This is a genomic window from Streptomyces sp. NPDC002671, from assembly GCF_053592475.1.
In genome coordinates this window covers 1-18,216 of record NZ_JBSFVU010000068.1, presented here as the reverse complement: position 1 = coordinate 18,216, position 18,216 = coordinate 1, and the positions used below count along the sequence as shown (strand labels likewise).

The 18,216-nt window shown below is 68.8% G+C and carries 14 protein-coding genes and 3 pseudogenes; 8 read left to right on the top strand and 9 right to left on the bottom strand.

Annotated features, from left to right (window positions below; translation table 11 throughout):
* The coding region (locus tag ACWD35_RS41950) for a condensation domain-containing protein (RefSeq protein WP_451356612.1) at nucleotides 1-1,408 on the bottom strand (1,408 nt) is incomplete at its 3' end.
* A gap of 173 nt (nucleotides 1,409-1,581) precedes the next feature.
* Complete coding sequence (locus tag ACWD35_RS41945; protein ID WP_451356614.1) at nucleotides 1,582-1,794, bottom strand: MbtH family protein; 213 nt, start codon at nucleotides 1,792-1,794, stop codon at nucleotides 1,582-1,584.
* Between the two features lie 474 nt (nucleotides 1,795-2,268).
* Here ACWD35_RS41945 and ACWD35_RS41940 point away from each other — a divergent pair, with 474 nt between their 5' ends.
* On the top strand, nucleotides 2,269-3,468 hold the full coding sequence (locus ACWD35_RS41940; RefSeq protein ID WP_451356611.1) for a cytochrome P450: 1,200 nt from the start codon (nucleotides 2,269-2,271) through the stop codon (nucleotides 3,466-3,468).
* A gap of 67 nt (nucleotides 3,469-3,535) precedes the next feature.
* Here the strand turns inward: ACWD35_RS41940 and dpgC are convergent, their stop codons facing one another.
* The 5 genes from dpgC to ACWD35_RS41915 form a co-directional block, all read right to left on the bottom strand.
* The gene (dpgC, locus tag ACWD35_RS41935) at nucleotides 3,536-4,900 is read right to left on the bottom strand and encodes a (3,5-dihydroxyphenyl)acetyl-CoA 1,2-dioxygenase DpgC (protein ID WP_451356610.1); all 1,365 of its coding nucleotides are present in this window, start codon (nucleotides 4,898-4,900) and stop codon (nucleotides 3,536-3,538) included.
* Nucleotides 4,897-5,595, bottom strand: coding sequence for an enoyl-CoA-hydratase DpgB (dpgB, locus tag ACWD35_RS41930; RefSeq protein WP_451356609.1), 699 nt, complete (start codon nucleotides 5,593-5,595; stop codon nucleotides 4,897-4,899). Before dpgB ends, dpgC begins: the two co-directional genes overlap by 4 nt.
* A 23-nt stretch (nucleotides 5,596-5,618) precedes the next feature.
* Nucleotides 5,619-6,770, bottom strand: a complete 1,152-nt coding sequence (gene dpgA / locus ACWD35_RS41925; protein WP_451356608.1) for a 3,5-dihydroxyphenylacetyl-CoA synthase DpgA — start codon at nucleotides 6,768-6,770, stop codon at nucleotides 5,619-5,621.
* A gap of 107 nt (nucleotides 6,771-6,877) precedes the next feature.
* The gene (locus ACWD35_RS41920; protein WP_451356607.1) at nucleotides 6,878-8,185 is read right to left on the bottom strand and encodes an aminotransferase-like domain-containing protein; all 1,308 of its coding nucleotides are present in this window, start codon (nucleotides 8,183-8,185) and stop codon (nucleotides 6,878-6,880) included.
* Between the two features lie 76 nt (nucleotides 8,186-8,261).
* Nucleotides 8,262-9,845, bottom strand: coding sequence for an MBL fold metallo-hydrolase (locus ACWD35_RS41915; RefSeq protein ID WP_451356606.1), 1,584 nt, complete (start codon nucleotides 9,843-9,845; stop codon nucleotides 8,262-8,264).
* A gap of 398 nt (nucleotides 9,846-10,243) precedes the next feature.
* Between ACWD35_RS41915 and dpgD the strand changes: the two genes are divergently transcribed.
* From dpgD to ACWD35_RS41900, 3 genes are all read left to right on the top strand, one after another.
* Nucleotides 10,244-11,050, top strand: coding sequence for an enoyl-CoA-hydratase DpgD (gene dpgD / locus ACWD35_RS41910; RefSeq protein ID WP_451356605.1), 807 nt, complete (start codon nucleotides 10,244-10,246; stop codon nucleotides 11,048-11,050).
* A 257-nt stretch (nucleotides 11,051-11,307) separates the two neighbouring features.
* A complete protein-coding gene (locus ACWD35_RS41905) occupies nucleotides 11,308-11,544 on the top strand; it encodes an acyl carrier protein (RefSeq protein WP_451356604.1) in 237 nt (78 codons plus the stop codon).
* Nucleotides 11,545-11,570: 26 nt separating this feature from the next.
* Nucleotides 11,571-12,785, top strand: coding sequence for a beta-ketoacyl-[acyl-carrier-protein] synthase family protein (locus ACWD35_RS41900; RefSeq protein ID WP_451356603.1), 1,215 nt, complete (start codon nucleotides 11,571-11,573; stop codon nucleotides 12,783-12,785).
* A gap of 291 nt (nucleotides 12,786-13,076) precedes the next feature.
* On the opposite strand, the gene ACWD35_RS41895 is transcribed toward ACWD35_RS41900, so the two are convergent.
* Complete coding sequence (locus ACWD35_RS41895; protein WP_451356613.1) at nucleotides 13,077-15,503, bottom strand: penicillin acylase family protein; 2,427 nt, start codon at nucleotides 15,501-15,503, stop codon at nucleotides 13,077-13,079.
* 428 nt (nucleotides 15,504-15,931) lie between these two features.
* Between ACWD35_RS41895 and ACWD35_RS41890 the strand changes: the two are divergent.
* The 3 genes and pseudogenes from ACWD35_RS41890 to ACWD35_RS41880 all read left to right on the top strand — a co-directional run.
* Nucleotides 15,932-16,303 (top strand): annotated as a pseudogene (locus ACWD35_RS41890) (transposase); the annotation flags it as partial.
* Between the two features lie 52 nt (nucleotides 16,304-16,355).
* Nucleotides 16,356-16,550: pseudogene (locus ACWD35_RS41885) on the top strand (ISAzo13 family transposase); the annotation flags it as partial.
* Between the two features lie 118 nt (nucleotides 16,551-16,668).
* A complete protein-coding gene (locus ACWD35_RS41880) occupies nucleotides 16,669-17,139 on the top strand; it encodes a hypothetical protein (RefSeq protein WP_451356602.1) in 471 nt (156 codons plus the stop codon).
* Here ACWD35_RS41880 and ACWD35_RS41875 read toward each other — a convergent pair.
* On the bottom strand, nucleotides 17,111-17,716 hold the full coding sequence (locus tag ACWD35_RS41875; RefSeq protein ID WP_451356601.1) for an IS5 family transposase: 606 nt from the start codon (nucleotides 17,714-17,716) through the stop codon (nucleotides 17,111-17,113). The genes ACWD35_RS41880 and ACWD35_RS41875 overlap by 29 nt on opposite strands.
* Here ACWD35_RS41875 and ACWD35_RS41870 point away from each other — a divergent pair.
* Nucleotides 17,618-18,216: pseudogene (locus tag ACWD35_RS41870) on the top strand (transposase domain-containing protein); the annotation flags it as partial. The gene ACWD35_RS41875 and the pseudogene ACWD35_RS41870 overlap by 99 nt on opposite strands.

Here is an 18,216-nt window from a genome sequence, read left to right as displayed (position 1 = left end):
GCACGCGTGCCACCTGCGCCTCGAACAGCTCCGGAATCGTCCCCGCCGGCACCTCGGCAGCGGTGTCGTTCCACTCCACCAGCACCCGGCGACGCTCGGCCTCATCCAGCAGCTCGGCGCGCCCGACGGGGTCGGTGGCGGGCGTGGCGGTGAGCCAGTGCACGACGTTCAGGAAGCGTCGCAATACGTCGGCGGTGGAGGCGGTGTCGTGGAGGTCCGGGTTGGCGTCGACGTCGATCTGGAGGCCGGACCGGTCGTAGACGTCGATCCGGACGCCGTCGACGGGGCCGGTGGCGAGGTTGTGCGCGGTCACGGGAAGGTCGCCGAAGCGCAGGTCGTAGTCGAACGCCATGACGTTGACGTGCACATCGCACAGAACGCGGTCGACCATCTTCAGGTCGCGGAGGATCTCCTCGTGGCGGTAGCGGCCGTGGCGCAGGCCCTCGCGGACCGCACGGGAGGTCTGCCGGACGGCGTCGGCCACCGTGGTCCACGGCTCGAAGGTCACGCGGACCGGGAGGACGTTGGAGGTCATGCCGGGGACGCCGGCCTCGCGGTGGCCCGCCCGTCCTCGTACGAGGACGCCGATGACCACGTCACGAGCTCCGGTGACACGGTGTTCGCAGATGGCCGCGGCGGTGATCAGCAGCCCAGCAAGGTTGGTCTTCAAGCGCCGCGCGGCCGCCTTCAGGGCCGCGGCCTCCGGCTCGCCGATACCCTCCGCGGCACGGACGGGGGCGTGCTGGGCCCGCCGGCCACGGTGGGCGGCGCCGGCGAGGACGTCGTCGGCCAGGCCCGCGAGGGTGTCGTGCCAGTACTGCCGGTCTTGCTCGATCTCGGGGGAGGAGCGATAGACACGTTCGGCGTCGAGGAGCACGGAGACCGGAGCGAGGGCGCCTTCGGCCAGGTCGCGGTCCTGGAGGACGGCGGTGTATATCTCGGCGCCGCGGGCGGCGAGCACCGCGCCGCCCATTCCGTCCATGGCGAGCTGGTGCACTTTGGTGTACCAGAGGTGCAGGTTCTCGCCGAGCTTGATGACGGCCTGGGAGGAGAGCGGGCCGCCGACGAGGTCCATCGGTTGGTGCAGGTCGGCGTGCATCCACTCCTCGGCGGCCGCACGCGGGTCGGACTCGTCGCTCAGGTCGACGACGTGGACTGGGTAGTCCCGCCCGTCGTGCACGTACTGCCAGGGGGTTCCGTCGATGACGCGGATGCGCAGGCGGAGGCTCTCGGCCTCGTGCAGTCGGCGCCGCGCGGCCTCCACCAGGAGTTCGGACTTGGCCGCGCCGCGGATCTCCAGGTATTCGGCGACGTGAAAGCCGCGGTTGTCGGGAGCGAGTTGCTGCGCGTACCACACCGCCAGCTGACCAGCCATCAGTTCCAGGAGCTCAGCCTCGGATGTAGCCATTCCCGCATACTCCAATCGGTTCGCGTCATCGACTGGAACAGCAGGGGCCCGCCTCCGTCAGGGCGTGCCGCATTACCGCCCAGCCCTCTGGGTCAAGGCATTGACCTGTCACAGCGCCACAGCGCGCGCCCGGGACCGGTCCGTGCCGGTCCCGGGGCCGTGGCAGCTGGGGACTACTTGCCTTCCATGGCCACGATCAGGCTCTTGGGGCGCATGTCGGTCCAGGACTTCTCCACGTAGTCGAGGCACTCCTGACGCGGGGCCTCCCCGAAGACCTTCTCCCAGCCGTCGGGTACGTCGACGAACACCGGCCACAGCGAGTACTGGCCCTCTTCGTTCACCAGGACCAGGTAGTTGGCATCAGGATCGTCGAACGGATTCGTCATCATGTTGTCCTCTCTCGGCAATGACATGGACGCATGGTCGGTGGGTTTCACCAACACATTTCAGGCCGGCTGACACATTCATGGCGGCTACCTGCCGCCCTGATGGGCGGGCCCGGAATCCACCTGCCGCCACGCCACCTCACGGGACATCACGACTCGCGGTGGTGATCCACTATGGCCCAGAGCCATGCGGTTGCTCAATGGCTGGCACCCGCTGCCACCCACACCCCCCTGCCGCCTGCGGTTGCAGGGCTCGGGCGGGCAGTTCAACTGTGTCCTCACGGCAGTTGAACATCCATCAGACCGTGTGTTCTTGACGGCTTGCGAAAGCTCGTGAAAGCGTGGCATTCGCCTGAAGGAATGTCACTCGCGCCGCTCTTCGGTCGGCCGCCCGCCATATCCGGCGCATTCCCAACTCCTCGATCGCACGTGCCTTTCCGTTCCGGGGACCAAGAAAACCTGTGAGGCGTCCGCATGCACAATGAGCCGGCCGAGCAGCCGGAAATCAACCTGGTGGATCCCAAGCTCTATTCGGACGGCGACCCGTTCGTGCAGTGGCGCTGGCTCCGGGACAACGAGCCCATGTACTGGCATCCGCCGACGGAGCTCCCGGGATTCTGGGCATTGACCCGGTACGACGACGTGCGGACGGCCTACCGGGACTCCGAGACCTTCAGCTCGGCCCAGGGAATCCTCCTGCGGCCGACCGACCACGGCGCCGATCCCGGGGGCGGGCGCACCCTCGCCCTGACCGATCCACCCCGGCACGGGCAGCTGCGCGGTCTGGTCGACTCGTGGTTCGCGGTGCGGTCGGTGCGCGGGCTTGAGGCGGAGATGAACGAGGTGGCTCGCACCGTCATCGACGACGCATTGGAGCGCGGCGAGTGCGACTTCGTGGCGGACATCGCCGCACGTGTACCGCTGTACGTGATCTGCAAGATGATGGGCGTTCCGGAGTCCGACTGGGAGCATCTGCACACCCTGACGAGTCAGGCGTTCGGCGGCGGGGACCCTGCCACCCGCAGGTTCGCGCATCTGGAGATCCTCGGGTATTTCGAGGAACTGCAGGCGGACAAGGCGGACGATCCGGCCGACGACCTGGTGAGTGTGCTGGCCACGGGCACTATCGACGGGGAACCACTCGATCCCCAGGACGTCATCCTCAACTGCAACAACCTGCTCGTCGGCGGGACCGAGAACACGCGCATCGCCGCCTCCGGGGGCATGCTGGCGCTCCTTGAGCACCCCGAGCAGTGGCAGCGTCTGTCGGACGACCCGGAGTTGCTGCAGCCGGCCGTCGAGGAGATCCTCCGCTGGACGTCGACCGCCACGCACATCATGCGTACGGCGGTGCGGCCGGTGGAGATCCACGGGCGTCGTGTGGAGCCCGGCAACCGGGTCACCTTCTGGCTGCCCTCGGCCAACCGCGACGAGCGGATCTTCGAGGACCCGGACCGGTTCGACATCACCCGGAAGCCCAACCGGCACCTGGCGCTGGGCTTCGGTGAGCACTTCTGCATCGGCAGCATGCTGGCGCGGGTCGAACTGCGGCTGCTGTACGCCGAGTTGCTGAATCGCTCGATCCGGGTGGAGCTCGACGGCGAGCCGAAGCTGCTGGATTCGATCGTCGTGAACGGGCCGGACCGGCTGCCCGTCAAGCTGACCGCGGCATGAAATACCGGCGACGAAGAGCGGAACGCCCCGGCTCCCGAGAGGGAGCTGGGGCGTTCCGCTCTTCGCGTTACCCCGCCTGTTCCGGCCCTGGGTCGTGAACGGGCATGCGCCGTCCGGTCGTCGAGGGCGTGGAGAAGCGCCCGACCTTGTCGATCACGTCGGAGCTGTACAGGCGCAGCGACTGCTCCAGCGCGAACTCGGCCATGTAGTGGCGGAACGCCTCGGGCGGCTCGTCCGCGAGGTTGAGCATCCGCCGGTTGGCGAGGACCGCGGGCCCCCGGAAGCGTTCGACGGCGCGTTCCACGGCGGCGTCCAGGTCGGCGTGGTCGTGGACCTCGTCGATCAGCAGGGCGGCGTCGGGTTCGCGGGCGAAGATGCGCCGCCCCTCCAGGATGATCTGCCGGGAGCGGCGGGGGCCGACGGCGCGCGTCAGTCGGTGGTTGGCCGCTCCGGGGATGATCCCTTCCTGCGCGGCGGGCAGGGAGACATAGGCATCCGCCGCGGCGATCACATGGTCGAACGCCAGCAGCAGCTGGCAGCCGCCGCCGATCGCGAAGCCGTCGACCACACCGATCCACGGCTTCTCGGCAGTACGTGACCGCCAGACCGGGCCGTCGTCGGTCAGGACGCCGCGCACCAGTTTGTGGATGTAGCCGAGTTCGCGGCGCAACAGGAAGTCCGTCAGGGAGATGCCGCCACCGTGCAGCGTCTTCAGGTTGATGCCGGCGCTGAAGACGCGTCGGCCCCGGTAGCGGGGGTGGGTCATCTCGCCGCCGCGGACCAGGCCAACTTCCACGGCGGGGTCGAGGAGGGCGAGGTCGACCGCGGTCTCCATGTCGTCGACTTGCTGGTTGTCCTCAGCGTTCAGTGAGTCCTCGCGGCACAGGGTGAGGCTGGCCACGGGCCCCGTGCGTTCCAGGCGTACGGAGGCGAGCTCGGCCTTGCCGGTGTGGCTGAACTCGGGGAGCAGATCCAGGGCGCGGGGGGTCGGGCGCAGCATGGCGTCGAGCAGATGCGGGCCTGCCTGCGGGGAGTGCAGGACGTGCTGCAGGAAGATGCCCTGGTCGACCTCGCGGCCTTCCTTGTGGGCCTGCGGGCGGGCACGCTCATCGGCGAGCTGCTCCTCAGTGGGTACGAGGCCGGGGAAGTCCGCGGCCGCGGCATGGGCGAGTTCGGTCACCCGCAGGTGGTGGGTGCGGCTCGCGGTGAGTTCGTCGTAGACGGCGTCCACATGGGCCGTCAGGAAAGCCGCGCGCAGCGTTCGGGTGGCGTCGATCGCCGACCGGGCGGCTGCGCGCTGCTCCGGTGACCGGTGTTCCGGTGCGGGCAGGGCGTGCAGGACCTCGTCGGTGTGCCGCGCCGCCCGGGCGATCACCGTACGGGCCTGGTCAAAGCCGGCCCGTACGGCACGCAGATCGTGCGCGGCCGTCATGCCGCCGCCTCGGCCGCGGTCCGGCGCAGGGTGAGGTCGCAGGCGGCCAGGTGGGTGCCGAGCGCCTCTTCGAATCCGGTGCTGGTGGCGTCGAACATCAGCTGGCGGCGGATGGCCAGGTCGCTCCCGGAGAGGGCGGCGGTGTGCCGGGTGATCCGGGCCAGGCTGCCCGCGACGTCGTCGCTGACTTCGTCGATCAGGTGCAGGGCGAGGGCTTCGGCGGCCTCGATGGGCATGCCGAAGAGCAGTGCCCGGCGGATCGGGGCGTTGCTCGCCGCGTGGTTGGTGAGCCGGTACAGCGCCATGCCCGGCCACAGGGTGCCGTCGGTGGCGGGCAGCACGAGGCGGACGGAGGCAGTGGCGACGCGGTAGTCGGTCGCCAGGAGCACGTCCAGGGCGAGGCCGCCGCAGTCGCCGTCGGCAACGGCGAGGGTGGCGGTGGGCAGGCGTTCGAGGCGCCGCAGCGCGCGCTCCCACTTGTTGACCGCGGCCACCGTCAGGTACTCGGTCCACTGTGCGTCCGGGGCACCGGAGGCATGGACGACCACGGGGCCTTGTCCGGCGCCGTCCTCGGCGCGGTCGCAGACGGCGGTGACGGCCGCGATGGCGTCGGCCGACAGGGGCTTGGTTCCATCGATCCGCAGGACCAGGTCGTCCGTCCCGTGCTGCGGGTCGTTCTCGGAGTTGGCGTTCATGACACCCTTCATCTGCTCGTAGTTCACCATTGGACCAGTGCTGTCTCGATGGTCGAGCCAGGGCCCATGGTCATCAGGACGCCGCAGTCGCCGGCCTGGGCCACGCCTTCCCGGAGCAGCCGTTCGTAGGAGAACAGGAACGATCCGCTCGACAGGTTTCCGTAGTCACGCAGCACCCCGGTGGTGTGGCGTACGTCGTGCCGTGTGAGGCCGAGGTTGACTCGAACGGCGTCGATGACCTTCTTGCCGCCCGAGTGCACGAGCCAGTGGCTGATCTCGCTGCGGCGGAGTCCGGCGCCGCCCAGGAGGCGGTCGACGACCTGTCCGCTGTTGGCGCCGACCACGTACGGGACCTGCGGGTCCAGATAGAAGCTGAACTTCGCCTGCTCGTCGTCCCAGTCGTAGCGCATCGCGTCGATGGCGTCGGTGATCAGGTGGCTGGCGAAGCCCAGGATCCGGGGTCCCGCGGGTGCGGCGGACACGTCGGCCGGGGCGTAGGAGGTGTCGGGTGCGTCGGCTATCAGGACGATCGCGGCGGCGCCGTCACCGAAGAGGCTGTTCACCACGGCGGTGCGCAGGGTGCCGTCGAAGACGTAGGCGGCCGAGCAGGCCTCCGTGCACAACATGACGGCGGCCTTGCCGGGGTTGGCAACGGCCCAGCCGGCCGTGGCGTTGAGGGCGTTGAGACCGGCGTTGCAGCCCATGCCGACGACGTCGACGCGGCTGGTCCGGGGCGGGATGCCCAGGTCGCGGATGAGGTGGGCGCTCAGGCCGGGAGTGAGGAAGCCGGTGGTGGTGGTGCAGCACAGGTAGTCGACGTCGGTGACGTCGAGCCCGGCGTAGGCCAGGGCGGCGAGTACGGCGCGGCCTCCCATGTCGATGGCGAGGCGCTGGTGCTTGGCGAGGAGTTCGCCCTGGACCTCGCTGCGCAGGGCGCCGTCCGCGTCCCGTGGCGGGAGGGTGAGGTAGCGGCGTTCGATTGCGCTGTTGAGGAACACCGAGCGGACCTTGGGATCCGTGATGGCGAAGAGGTCGAGCAGCTCGCGCTGGGTGTAGGAGTGCTCGGTCGTGGCGCTGGCGACGCCGGCGATCCGGGCGGTGCCGGGAGACTTGGCGCAGCCCGGGTCGAAGGCGTCCAGGACGCCGGCGCTGGGCCGTTCGGCGAGGGTCGTCATCGATACTTCCATCCCCACATACGAGGCTTGCTGAGGTCGCGGGACTGTGCTTCCAAGGCGCTGATCGCTTTCCGGTAGGCAGTGGACACGGACTGGTCGGGCCGCGGTCAGCCGCGGCCCGGGATGCCGGCTCTGATGAAGCGCGCGAGCCGGGCGACGCCCTCGACGATGTCGTCGTAGGTCAGATAGCTGATCGAGAGCCGCAGAGCCCGTTCTCCGCCGCCCTGCGGATGGAAGTAGGACATGGGCGTCCAGATGACGCCGTACTCCTCCGCGGAGCGCACCAACGCGGCGTCGTCGGCGACGAAGGGAACGTCGACGCTCAGGAAGAACCCGCCGCCCGGCTCGCTCCAGCGCACTCCGAGTGCCGCCCGGTCCTGCTCGGGGAAGTGTGCGTCCAGCTCCTTGAGCACGGCCTTCATGGCTGCGCCGTAGTGGGCTGAGGTCTCCACGTTGAGGTCTGAGGCCCGTCCGCCGGTGGCGAGCAGCATGCCCCCCACCGCAGCCTGGGCCAGGGGGGAGGTGTTCACCGTGATCATGCTCTTGAGCTTGGTGAGCTCGTCGGCCAGCAGACCGGTATGGCCGTGGCGGTCGACGACGGGCTGGTCGGCGACGGCGAATCCCACCCGGGCGCCGGGGAACAGGGTCTTGGAAAAGGAGCCGAGGTGGACCACGCGCCGGTCGCGGTCGAGCGACTTGAGGGTCGGCCTCTGTCGCCCTGGGCTGACGAGACGGTAAGGGCTGTCCTCCAGGACGAGGATGTCCTCCCGGGCAGCCACCTCGAGGAGGGCATGCCGTTCCCGGAGCGACATGGTGTGGCCCGAGGGGTTGGCGTGGTCGGGCACCACGTAGAAGGCGCGCGGGCGGCGTCCGCGGGCGCGTTCCGCCGCGATCGCCGTCTCCAGGTCCGCGCTGTGGAATCCGTCGGCCCGCTCCGGGACGGGAGTCGGTTCGAGGCCGAGTATGCAGGCGGCGCCGGTGATGCCGGGGTAGCAGGGAGTGATCACCAGGAGCACGTCCTCGGGCGTCGGGACGAGCGCACGCAGGGCGAGGAACATCGCCTCCTGGCAGCCCACCGTGACCACGATGGCCTCGGGCGGCACGTCGATGTCCTCGTCCTTGAGGAGCGAGTCGGCGATCAGTTCACGGATGCGGCCGGCGGTCGGCCCGTACTGGAAAAGCGCGTCCCGAATCTCGGCGGGCGAGGCCCCCTGTTCCTCCAGGTGCCGTAGGTAGCGGCGGATGTGCGTGAAGATCTGCTCGACGTCGAAGAAGCCGTCGTAGGGACGCCCCGGGGCGAACGAGATGGCCCCGGGATAGCGGTGGGTGATCTCGTTCAGGAAGTTCATGGTGTCGAGCACCGGGTCGGAGACGCTGGTGTGCAGCTCTTCCTTCCTCAGCCGGGTCGTGGCCATGGGAGTACCTCCCGGGAGGCGGACAACCGGTCCGGTGGTCCGCCTCAGTCGTAGGGACGGGTGGAGTCGCGCCTGACTACCAGCGCCATTCCTGCTGGCCGTAGAGGTGACCGGCCTTGATGTCGCGCTCCTTGCACCAGGTCATGAACTCTTCGATCTGCTTGATCTGGTACGTGTCCTCGTTGTACGTCGTCGCCATGACGTGGCCGAGCCACGGCTCCTCGCCCATGGCGTACACGTATGCCTCACGGGCACCGAGTTCCGTCATGATGGCGGCGGCCTGCTCCGCGTTCGACCCGGACAGCTTCCGGGAGGAACTCATCTTCCGGGAGACCGGAATGGTCAGCAGCGCCTTGTACAGCCAGGTCAGCGGCGCGCCGTCGCACTCCATGCCGAGGAACGCGATGTCGGCCGCGCCCAGGTGCTCCTTGACGTAGCGGTACAGCGTCGGGTCGATCCCGGAGGAGTCCGCGCCGATGTAGACCTTCTTGCCGGCGAGTTCGGCCCAGTAGGTGGACTTGGCGCGGATGTCGAGGTCGCAGTGCTCGCCCAGGAACGGTGTGGCCGTGATCTTGCCGCCCGGGAACTCCACCTCGTCGAAGTCGTCGACCTCGATGACCGGGAAGCCCTGGTGCTTGAGCATCAGTGCCATGGACGGGTCGCAGACGTTACCGCGGGAGGAGCGCGGTACCACGATGGCGCCCACGCGGCCGCGCAGCTGAAGCAGTGTCTCCAGGACGATGTGGTCCTGGTGCCCGTGCGTGATCAGCACCAGGTCGATAAAGTCCGGCAGGTCGTCCAGGGTGTAGCGGTCGCCGGCCGTGCTGTCCGCGCTGATGAACGGGTCGGTCACGATGGCGGCCTGGGGCGTCTGCAGCACCAGGCAGGCATGGCCGAAGTACCGGATGCGGCCGCCCGACTCGATGTGCCGGTCCGGTGACAGGCTCGGCCGGTCGGACAGCAGGCCCGACAGTTGCTTCGCCTGTGTGTCGTCGAGCTCCAGCGCTTCGCGGAGCTTCGCCAGGGTCGTCGGGCTCACGCGTGCCTTGAACAGTTCCTCAAGGCCCTGGTGCCGGAACGGCAGCGGCAGTTCGAGCACGTCCGGCGAGGGCAGTCGCGGCGTGCTCAGGATGAAGGGGCGCTCGTAGCCCGGCTCCAGGGACAGCTGCACCGACTGGCGCGCCTCGCTGTAGAGGCCGCTCTTGTAGACGACCGGCTCCATGAAGCGCATCTGTGCCTGGTTGTCCGTGTCGTACGCCAGCTCCACCAGGCCGTTCAGCTCCGACGGCAGCTTCGGGTAGAGCGGTGTCAGGTCGAAGCCGGTCGCGCTCGCCCGGAGGATCTCCTGACCCGCGGAGATCGCCTCGGCGAAGGCCAGCATGTCCGCCCGGTCCCGCTTGATGGCTGCCAGCAGGTCACGGACCTCGTCGGCGCGCTCTTCGGGGATGTTGATGAAATACCCGCCGCGCAGCTCCGGGTTGACGCTCGCCGCGACATGGACCTTGGGCGACTGCAAATACGATTCGAGCAACGGTACCTGCAGGAACGCGAGATTCATCGCCGCCTGAATGGGCGCCAGCGTGTGCGGCCAGGCGAAGAATCGGTCCACCAGCGGCTCGACTATGGCCTTCGAACGCAGAAACAACGGTTCATCCGACATCTGCCCCACCTCTCCTCGAGATTCCACGGGATGGTTCGTCCCGGGCAGTGCGAATGCCAACTCACAGCTGGCGGAACGCTGGACCGCGGAGACCACATGAAGGAGGGACGGAAGCCGGACGTATCGGCACGCCTCGTCCCACAAACCACCCGAGCGCAACGAAGAGCACTATGGCGCGGTGTCCCGGAGGTGATCAATAGTGTCCGGCGGTACTTGTGCGGGGTCGGCCGGTGTCTAACTGCGGCAGTGCGGCAGTTGGACACCAGCCGCTCTTGCCTCTTATGGAGCCGAGACGGAATGATGGTCGCCGCTTTCCCGGTCCCACGCAAAGTCACGCACACGACGACCGGCCCTCCGACGCTTCATTCAAATCCACCGCAGGAAAAGGTGTCAGCTCGGTGACCGACGCAGCAGAGCCGGAAGTTCTGTATGAGAGGAACGGGCATGTCGCCCATGTGACGCTCAACCGGCCGGCCGTGCTCAACGCGATGAATCAGCGGACACACGAGGAGCTGGCCAGTGTCTGGGACTGTGTCGAGTCCGATGACGAGGTGCGGCTCGCCGTGCTGACCGGTGCGGGCACCAGGTCCTTCTCGGTGGGCCAGGACCTGCGCGAGCGGGCCGAGCTCGACCGGCAGGGGGTGCCACCGTCGACGTTCGGAAGCCGCGGTCAGCCGGGCTGGCCCCGCCTGACCGAGCGGTTCACCCTGTCCAAGCCGGTCGTCGCCCGCGTGAACGGCTACGCGCTCGGCGGGGGCTTCGAACTCGCTCTGGCCTGCGACCTCATCATCGCCTCCGACCAGTCGGTCTTCGCCCTTCCCGAGGCGACCCTCGGCCTGGTGCCCGGCGCCGGAGGAGCATTCCGGCTGGCACGGCAGATCCCCCTGAAGACCGCGATGGGATACCTGCTGACCGGCCGCCGGATGAGCGCGGCCGAGGCGCTGCGCCTCGGCCTGGTGAACGAGGTGGTGCCGGCAGAGGAACTCGACGCGGCCGTCGCGGCATGGACCGACGCCCTGCAGCGCAGCGCCCCGCTGTCCCTGCGCGCCATCAAGGAAGCCGTGATGCGCTCCGTGGACATGCCGCTCGCCGAAGCCTTCGTCACACCCTTCGCCTGGGAGCAGCGACGGAGGCACAGCGCGGATGCCGTCGAAGGCCCACGGGCATTCGCCGAGCAGCGCGAACCCGTCTGGAGCGGACGGTGACACCCTCGCGGGCCCGCCCGGGCCTTACGTGCGACTTCGCCATCGTCAATTTCGGTCCGCATCAGGCTTGATCACGACTGACATGTCCGGATAGCTTCCTGGTCGTCGCGGAGGAGAGTTTTACCCGCGCATGGTCCATCGGCGCCCGCTCGCGCTGACCGACTTCGGCCCGCTGGACTCACCTGGGTATCGAACGCGCTCATCCGGCAACAGCTGACGGCCGTAAATTCACGTATCCGAGTGAGAGGAATCCACCGATGTACGTCGAGTACCTCACGACCATCCTCAACACCGTCTATAAGGTCCCCGGGACGATTGATCCGGAGAAGTCCTTTCTGGAACTCGAGGTGGACTCGCTCTCCCTAGCGGAGCTCAGCGCGCACCTGGAGGACGAACTCCACGTGACCATTGACGAAGAGGACCTGAGCGCCGCGACCACCGTGGTCGGACTGGCCGCGTACCTGGAAGCCCACGGCGCGGTCATACCGGCATGAGCTTGTACAGACGTAGCCTTCCGGCCGTGGTGGTCACGGGTATCGGCATGGTCACACCGGTCGGCGCCGACACGTGCACAGCGTGGAAGGCTACGTGTGCCGGGCAGTCGGCAGGCGCCATCGACCCAAGACTCGTGGGCGCGCCGGTGGACTTTAGCTGTCCGGTCACCGCGTTCGACGCGGACGAACTGCTGGGCGTCGAGGGCCGCCGCATGGATCCCTTCACGCAGTACGCCCTCGCCGCGGCCCGCGAGGCGTACGCCGACGCCCAACTGGCTGGCACGGGCCTGGACCCATCCAGGGTCGGAGTCCTGCTGGGCACCAGCGTCGCCGGTCTCGGCACCTGGCAGGAGCAGGGCGAGCGGCTGCACACCAGGGGGGCACGCGGGGTCAATCCTCTCACCGTCCCGAAGGCCATCAGCAACATCGCCGCAGCCACCGTGTCCATGGAATTCGGCTTCCACGGCCCCTCGCTCAGCCTGGCCACGGCCGGTGCCACCGGTACCTCGGCTCTGGGCCTCGCTCTTGACCAACTTCGCGCGGGCCGCTGCGACGTCGTACTGGCCGGTGGCACCGAAGCAGCCATCTCGCCCCTCGTGTCCATTGCTTTCGACCGTCTGAAGGCGCTGTCCCGGCGCGGTGACGCCCCTTCGCTCGCCTCCCGGCCGTTCGACGAACATCGCGACGGCTTCGTCCTGGGAGAGGGTGCCGCGGTGCTCATCCTGGAACGTGCGGTGGACGCCAGGGCGCGTGGGCGAAGTGCCTACGCACAGGTGATGGGCTACGGCGAATCCTCGGACGCCCACCACCTCACCGCGCCCCGGGCCGACGGCCAGGGCGCTCAGCTCGCGGTGCAGAAGGCGCTCGATGACGCCCGGGTACACCCTTCTGAGGTCACTTTCGTCAACGCCCACGCGCCCAGCACTCCCCAGGACGACGCCATCGAGGCCCGCGTCATCGAGCGGCTTTTCGGGCAGAACGCCGCGGTCACCTCCACCAAAGGAGTGACGGGCCATCTGCTCGGCGCCGCCGGAGCCGTCGAGGCCGCGTTCACCGCCTTGTCGATCAAGCACGGTGCGATTCCGCCCACCGCCAACTTCCAGGCTTACGGTGCCGGTATCCCCGAAATCGACATCGTCCACGGCGCCCCGAGGCACACCCCCGTGTCCGTCGCCGTTAGTAATTCCTTCGGCTTCGGCGGACACAACGCAGTCCTCGTCCTGGGGAGCGCCAACGCATAAAGAATCTCAAATAGACCTGAATTGAGTTCGGCGAAGCCGTTCTCGATCTCCCAGCGTTGGTGATGGAGCTGAGCCAACTGGCCTGCACGCGCGTGCCGGTGGTCGAGCAGGCCGGTCGCCGGGCGGAACTTCTCCACCTGCATCGGCCCGTGCTGGGGCCGGACCGTGACGGTGTGGTCGACGATACGCACGAGGTGCCCTTCAGGCACCGGACAAGCTCGCGCATGTGCCCGCCTGACCCGGCCGTGGGCCCCGTCGCACGTGCGCGACGGGGCCCACCCCCAGGACGTGTCAGTCGGTCACCCGCACCACCTTCAGATTCGGCGACGACAGGATGTCCTTCTCGCAGAACCGCGGGGTGACCCACCGCCCCTGCGAGAACAGCTGGGTCTGGTCGCTGAAGTGCGGCGACGCCGGATCCGACGACTGTGAGTAGGCGAGGAGCGTACGCGCCACGGGGCAGCGCCCGCCGTCCCAGCCGACCGCCTGGATGTAGGAGGATCCGCCCTGCACCTCGGTGTAGGCCCCGGCCTGCGCGTCCCACACCGACTCGACCTTGTTCCACACGCCGAGCATCTCCGTGCCGCCGGGCATGGGGATGCGTTGCCCGTCGCGCACCACGTACTGGCGGTCGCCGAGCCGTCCGTCGAGCGGAATCCCGGCGGTCCTGAACTCAGTGACGGTGTCGGCGAGGACGGTGGCGAAGCCCGGGGCGTCGGTGTTGAGTGTGCTCGGAGTGCGCACCGGATCGGCCACCGAGAATGGCACCTTCCACAACTTCGTCCAGGGCAGCGGGCTGTTCGGGGCTGTGAGCCGGCGCCAGAAGCGGTCGAAGAACAGCGCCCCACGGCTGCCCGTGTTCATGGTCCGGTCCCAGTGGCCCAGGACCTGGCAGGCCTTGCGCACATCGACCGCCTTGCCGTCGCTGCCGGTCGCTTTACCGCCCGGCAGCGCCGCGCACGCGCGTGCCGCCTCGGCCGCCGCCAGGTCCCCGGCGGGCGCCCGGTCCGCGAACTGCTGCTGTTGGAGGTCCGCCACGGTCAGCCCATCGCGCGCGATCATCGCCGACACGTCCTCGACGGCACCGCGCGTGCGAATGCTCGGCTGGGTGCCGAGCGTGCCGAAGATGCGCTCGTACCCGGTCAGCGGCCGGTCCGCGTTGGTCAGCCATGCGCTGCCGTTGGAGTTCTCGGCGTATGGCGCGTCCCGCAGTACCGGCATCTTCGCGGGTCCGAAGATCCCCGGCTGAATTGCGTCCGGGTCACTGCCGATCGCACAGTCGCCGCGGGAACCGTCGAGCACCGCCAGCCCGGCCGCCGGGTACATCTCCTTGCCGAGCGCCGTCGAGCAGCGCTTGGCCAACTCATCGGTGATCCTCGGCAGCACCTGGGACTGCGTGAACAGCGAGTGCCCGGCCGAGTCAGCCGCGATCGTGTCCACCCAGGGCAGGCCCTGCGTCCGCCGCAGCGAGCGCAGAACGTCGTCGGTGGAGCGCGCCTTGCTGAAACCGAGCTCGGTGTCCGAGGCACGCAGGTTCCTCGCGTTCGGGTCGTTCAGCGCGTACGCCGTCGACGTCGTCCACGGCAGCGGCAGCCCCTCCCCGAGCGAGGTGACGATGGGCCCGTACCGGGTCCACCATTGGGTTCGGGTGACCGGGGCACCGCCCTTCGCCCCGACGGTGACCGTCCGCTGCGTCATGCGCTCCCGCTTGCCGTCGACGACGTAGACGGTCGGATCGGCGGGGTCGAGCTTCAGCTGATGGAGGTTCAGCGTGGTGCCCGTCGCCACGGTGTGGCTCCACGCGACGTGCGCGTTGTACCCGATCGTCATCGTCGGCATGCCGATCAGCGAACCGCCCGAGACGTTCAGTTCGCCGGGGATCGTCTGCTGCGACTGCCAGTAACGGCGACCGCCCTGCCACGGGTAGTGGGGGTTACCGAGCAACAGCCCGCGCCCGTTCGCGGTGGCCTTCCCGCTGAAGGCGACCGCGTTGGAGCCCATGTCGGCGCTCTCGTTCGAGAACAGCTTGCGCGCGGCCCGAGCGGCGTCGCGAGGGTCGGGCGCGGCCCTCCGGGCCGACGGTGCGGTCGCTGCGGTCGGCGGGTGCGCAGCCGTGATGCCCTCGACTTCGCGCCCCTGCCCGCCAAGCACGGCCAGCGCGAACAGGCGATCCGCCACGTCCAGTGTAGACACGGGCCGCACCCAGTCGGCGCCTGCGCACGCCGAATCCGTGATGCGGTGCTGCCGCAGCCAGGCATCGTAGCCGGCCGCCCAGCCGCGCATCATCTCCTTCGTGGCACGTCCTGGCCCCTGGGGCGTGGGTTCGGCAAGCAGCTTCTCGACGGTGCCTGAGTTCCGTACGCCACGGAAGTACAGGTCACTGGAGAGGTTCGTCTCCGCCGACGACAGCGAACCGTCCGACGCCGCGTCAGGCCCGAAATACTTCGAGCGCTCACCGCGCAGGGTGACGAATCCGTCGGCGAGAGCGCACACCTGGTCGGCGGCCTGCGCCCATCCGGTGCCGAAGCCGAGGCTCACGTAGTTCTTGGCGAGGATATGCGGAATTCCGTACTCGGTGTACCGGATGACGGCGGACAGTTTGCCGTCGGCCGGACGCTGTGCGGACCGGTGGCCGGTGGCCGTGGCCGACGGCACGGACATGGCCGCGGCCACTAGGGTGATCGCGGCTATCGTCAGATGTTTTAAGCGTGAGCGCATCGTGCCTCTCAACTGGAGTTACGAATAGGTTGGTTGAGGCTACCAATCGGTTTGTCATTTGTGCGCGTGTCCAATTTGAACGCCGGAGCCGGGCCGAGGATTGCGGCATGACGGGTGGACGGCAGGCTCAGCGCCCCGAAGCGGCCGGGTACGGCCAGGGCGGCGGCATGGCCGTAGGGCACCACAGCACGGTCGATGGGATGCTGCGGCGTAACGCGCACCATGCTCCGCGCCGGACGGCGGCCCGCTGCCGGGACCGCGCCTGGTCCTTAGTACTCCAGCCGGACTTCTGTATTTCTGCTGGTCAACGGCCTGGCGGTGGGGAGTGTAGCGGGGGTGCGGCATGCGCGGGACGTTCTTGGACAGGTCGTCCCACCAACGTGTGGCCGCGCCGCATGTAGTGACAGCGCGACGAGCAGTTCGTTCTCGTGATCCACGACGTACCAACGAATGCTTGGGACCTGGAACTCGAAGAACTCTTCCTGCGGACCGGAGCTCGCTTCTCCCGGGTGGAGTCCCGGCGGCGGATGCGGGACTACGTCCGCGGACTGCTCGGCCCGGTCGGCCGAAAGAACAGCTGGCAGCTCGCCAAGTACGCCGGCAATGCCACCCCACACGGCCTGCAGCACCTGCTCTCCCACAGCCGGTGGGACGCTGACGGCCTGCGCGACGACCTCCAGGCATACGTCGCAGAACAACTCGGCACGCCGAACGGCGTGTTGATCCTCGACGACACCGGCTTCGTGAAGAAAGGCATCACGTCCGCAGGGGTGCAGCGCCAGTACTCCGGCACGGCCGGGGCTTGTATTTCAATTACTGCTTGCCCAGGCGGTGTTGGTGGGAGGGTGGAGCATGACTGTGTGTCCGCCCGTTGCCGTGTTAGGGGCAAAGTTCGATCGGATCCTGCCGCATCTCGACGAGCGCCGCCGTCGGCTCTACCTGGCCAGCGAGGCAACGGCCATCGGCCACGGTGGGATCACCCTGGTGGCTGCCGCTTCCGGAACCAGCGCCGCCACCGTCGCGCGCGGCGTCACTGAACTGGCCTCAGACGCCATCCGCTTTCCGAACGTGATCCTTTGGTTCGACTCGGGTGGGCATGAACTCGGTCCCGCGGCGGGAGAGATGGGCGTGGTTCGTCCGTTCGTCTCGCTTGTGGAGGTGGCTGGTGCCGTCGGTGCTCGGTTTGTTGGAGGCCCGGGAGAAGAAGGTCCGGGAAGAGGTCGCGCGGTTGCGGGAGGAGGCCGAGCGGGTGCAGGCCGCACTCGGCGAGGCGGAATGCGCACTTCAGCGTCTTGCGGATGCCCGTGTAACGGTGGCCGAGGTGCTGGCCGAGCCGCCGTCCGCGGGCGGGGAGCCGGTGGGGAGCACGGTGGCGGGGTCGGCGGTGCCGCGACGGGCCGAGGGGATGACGGCGTCGGTCCTGCCTGCGGACTACCAGCGGATCATGTCCGTGCTGGAGTCGGAAGCGGGCCGGGAGGGCATGCGGTGCCGGCAACTGGCTGCGGCCCTGGGGCTTCAGGCGGTCCCGGCGAAGGTCGAGGGGCTGCGGTCGAAGGCGAAACGCCTGGTGGAACGAGGGTGGGCACTCCAGACGCGGCCAGGGGTGTTCACCCCGCTCGGGGCGCCGGCCGGCTGAAGGCGCGGGGCCGGCGTCCGGCCAGGCGGCTGCTCATGAGCATGGTCATGGACCACAGCACCATGGCCTCGTGCATGGCCGGCAGCGTTTCGTAGTCACGCACCAGGCGACGCGAACGCATCAGCCAGCTCAGCGTCCTCTCCACCACCCACCTGCGCGGCAGCACCACGAACCCCGTGGTGTCGTCGGAGCGTTTGACGATCTCGAGCGTGAGGTTGAGTTTCTCGGCCGCCCAGTCGACCAGGTGCCCCGCATAGCCGCCGTCCGCCCAGACGAGCCGGACGGAGAAGTACAGCCTGCGCAGCCGTTCCAGCAGAGGCACTGCGGCATCCCGGTCCTGCACGCTCGCTGCGGTCACCGCGACGGCCAGGACCAGGCCGAGGCAGTCCACCACCAGGTGCCGCTTGCGCCCGCCCACCCTTTTGCCGCCGTCCCAGCCGGTCGTGGAGCGCGGAATGTTCGCCGCTGCCCGCACTGACTGCGAGTCCACGACGGCTGCCGTCGGGTCGGCCTCGCGACCCTCCTTCTGGCGCACTTTGTCACGGGCGGAACCGATGACGTGTTCGCGCCTGGTCATATTGGTGAGTTAACGCAGGTCATACCGCCCGAGTTGGTGGATGAGGTACTGGACGAGAGCGGGGCTCGCGAGCGACGACTTCGGAGCCTCCCCTCTCGCGTCGGGGTGTACTTCGTGCTCGCGCTCGGGCTGTTCGAGCATCTGGGCACCGGTCTGGTGTGGGGCAAACTCGCGGCCGGACTGGCCGCCAGAGTGCCGCAGCCCTCGGAGAAGGCACTTCGCGATCTGCGTCGACGGGTCGGGGTGGCCCCGCTCAAGCGGCTGTTCGACGTTCTGGCCGGCCCGCTGGCCCAGCCGTCCACACCCGGAGTGCGCTACCGCCGCTGGCGCACGGTCGCCTTCGACGGATGCGGGAGCCTGTCCGTCCCCGACCACGAGCGCAACCGGTCCTGACTCGGCCGCACCGAACGCCGCTACGGCCCGACCGGCTACCCCCGGCTGATGCTCATGACCCTGTGCGAAACAGGCACCCGCGGCCTGATCGCAGCGGTCTTCGGCCC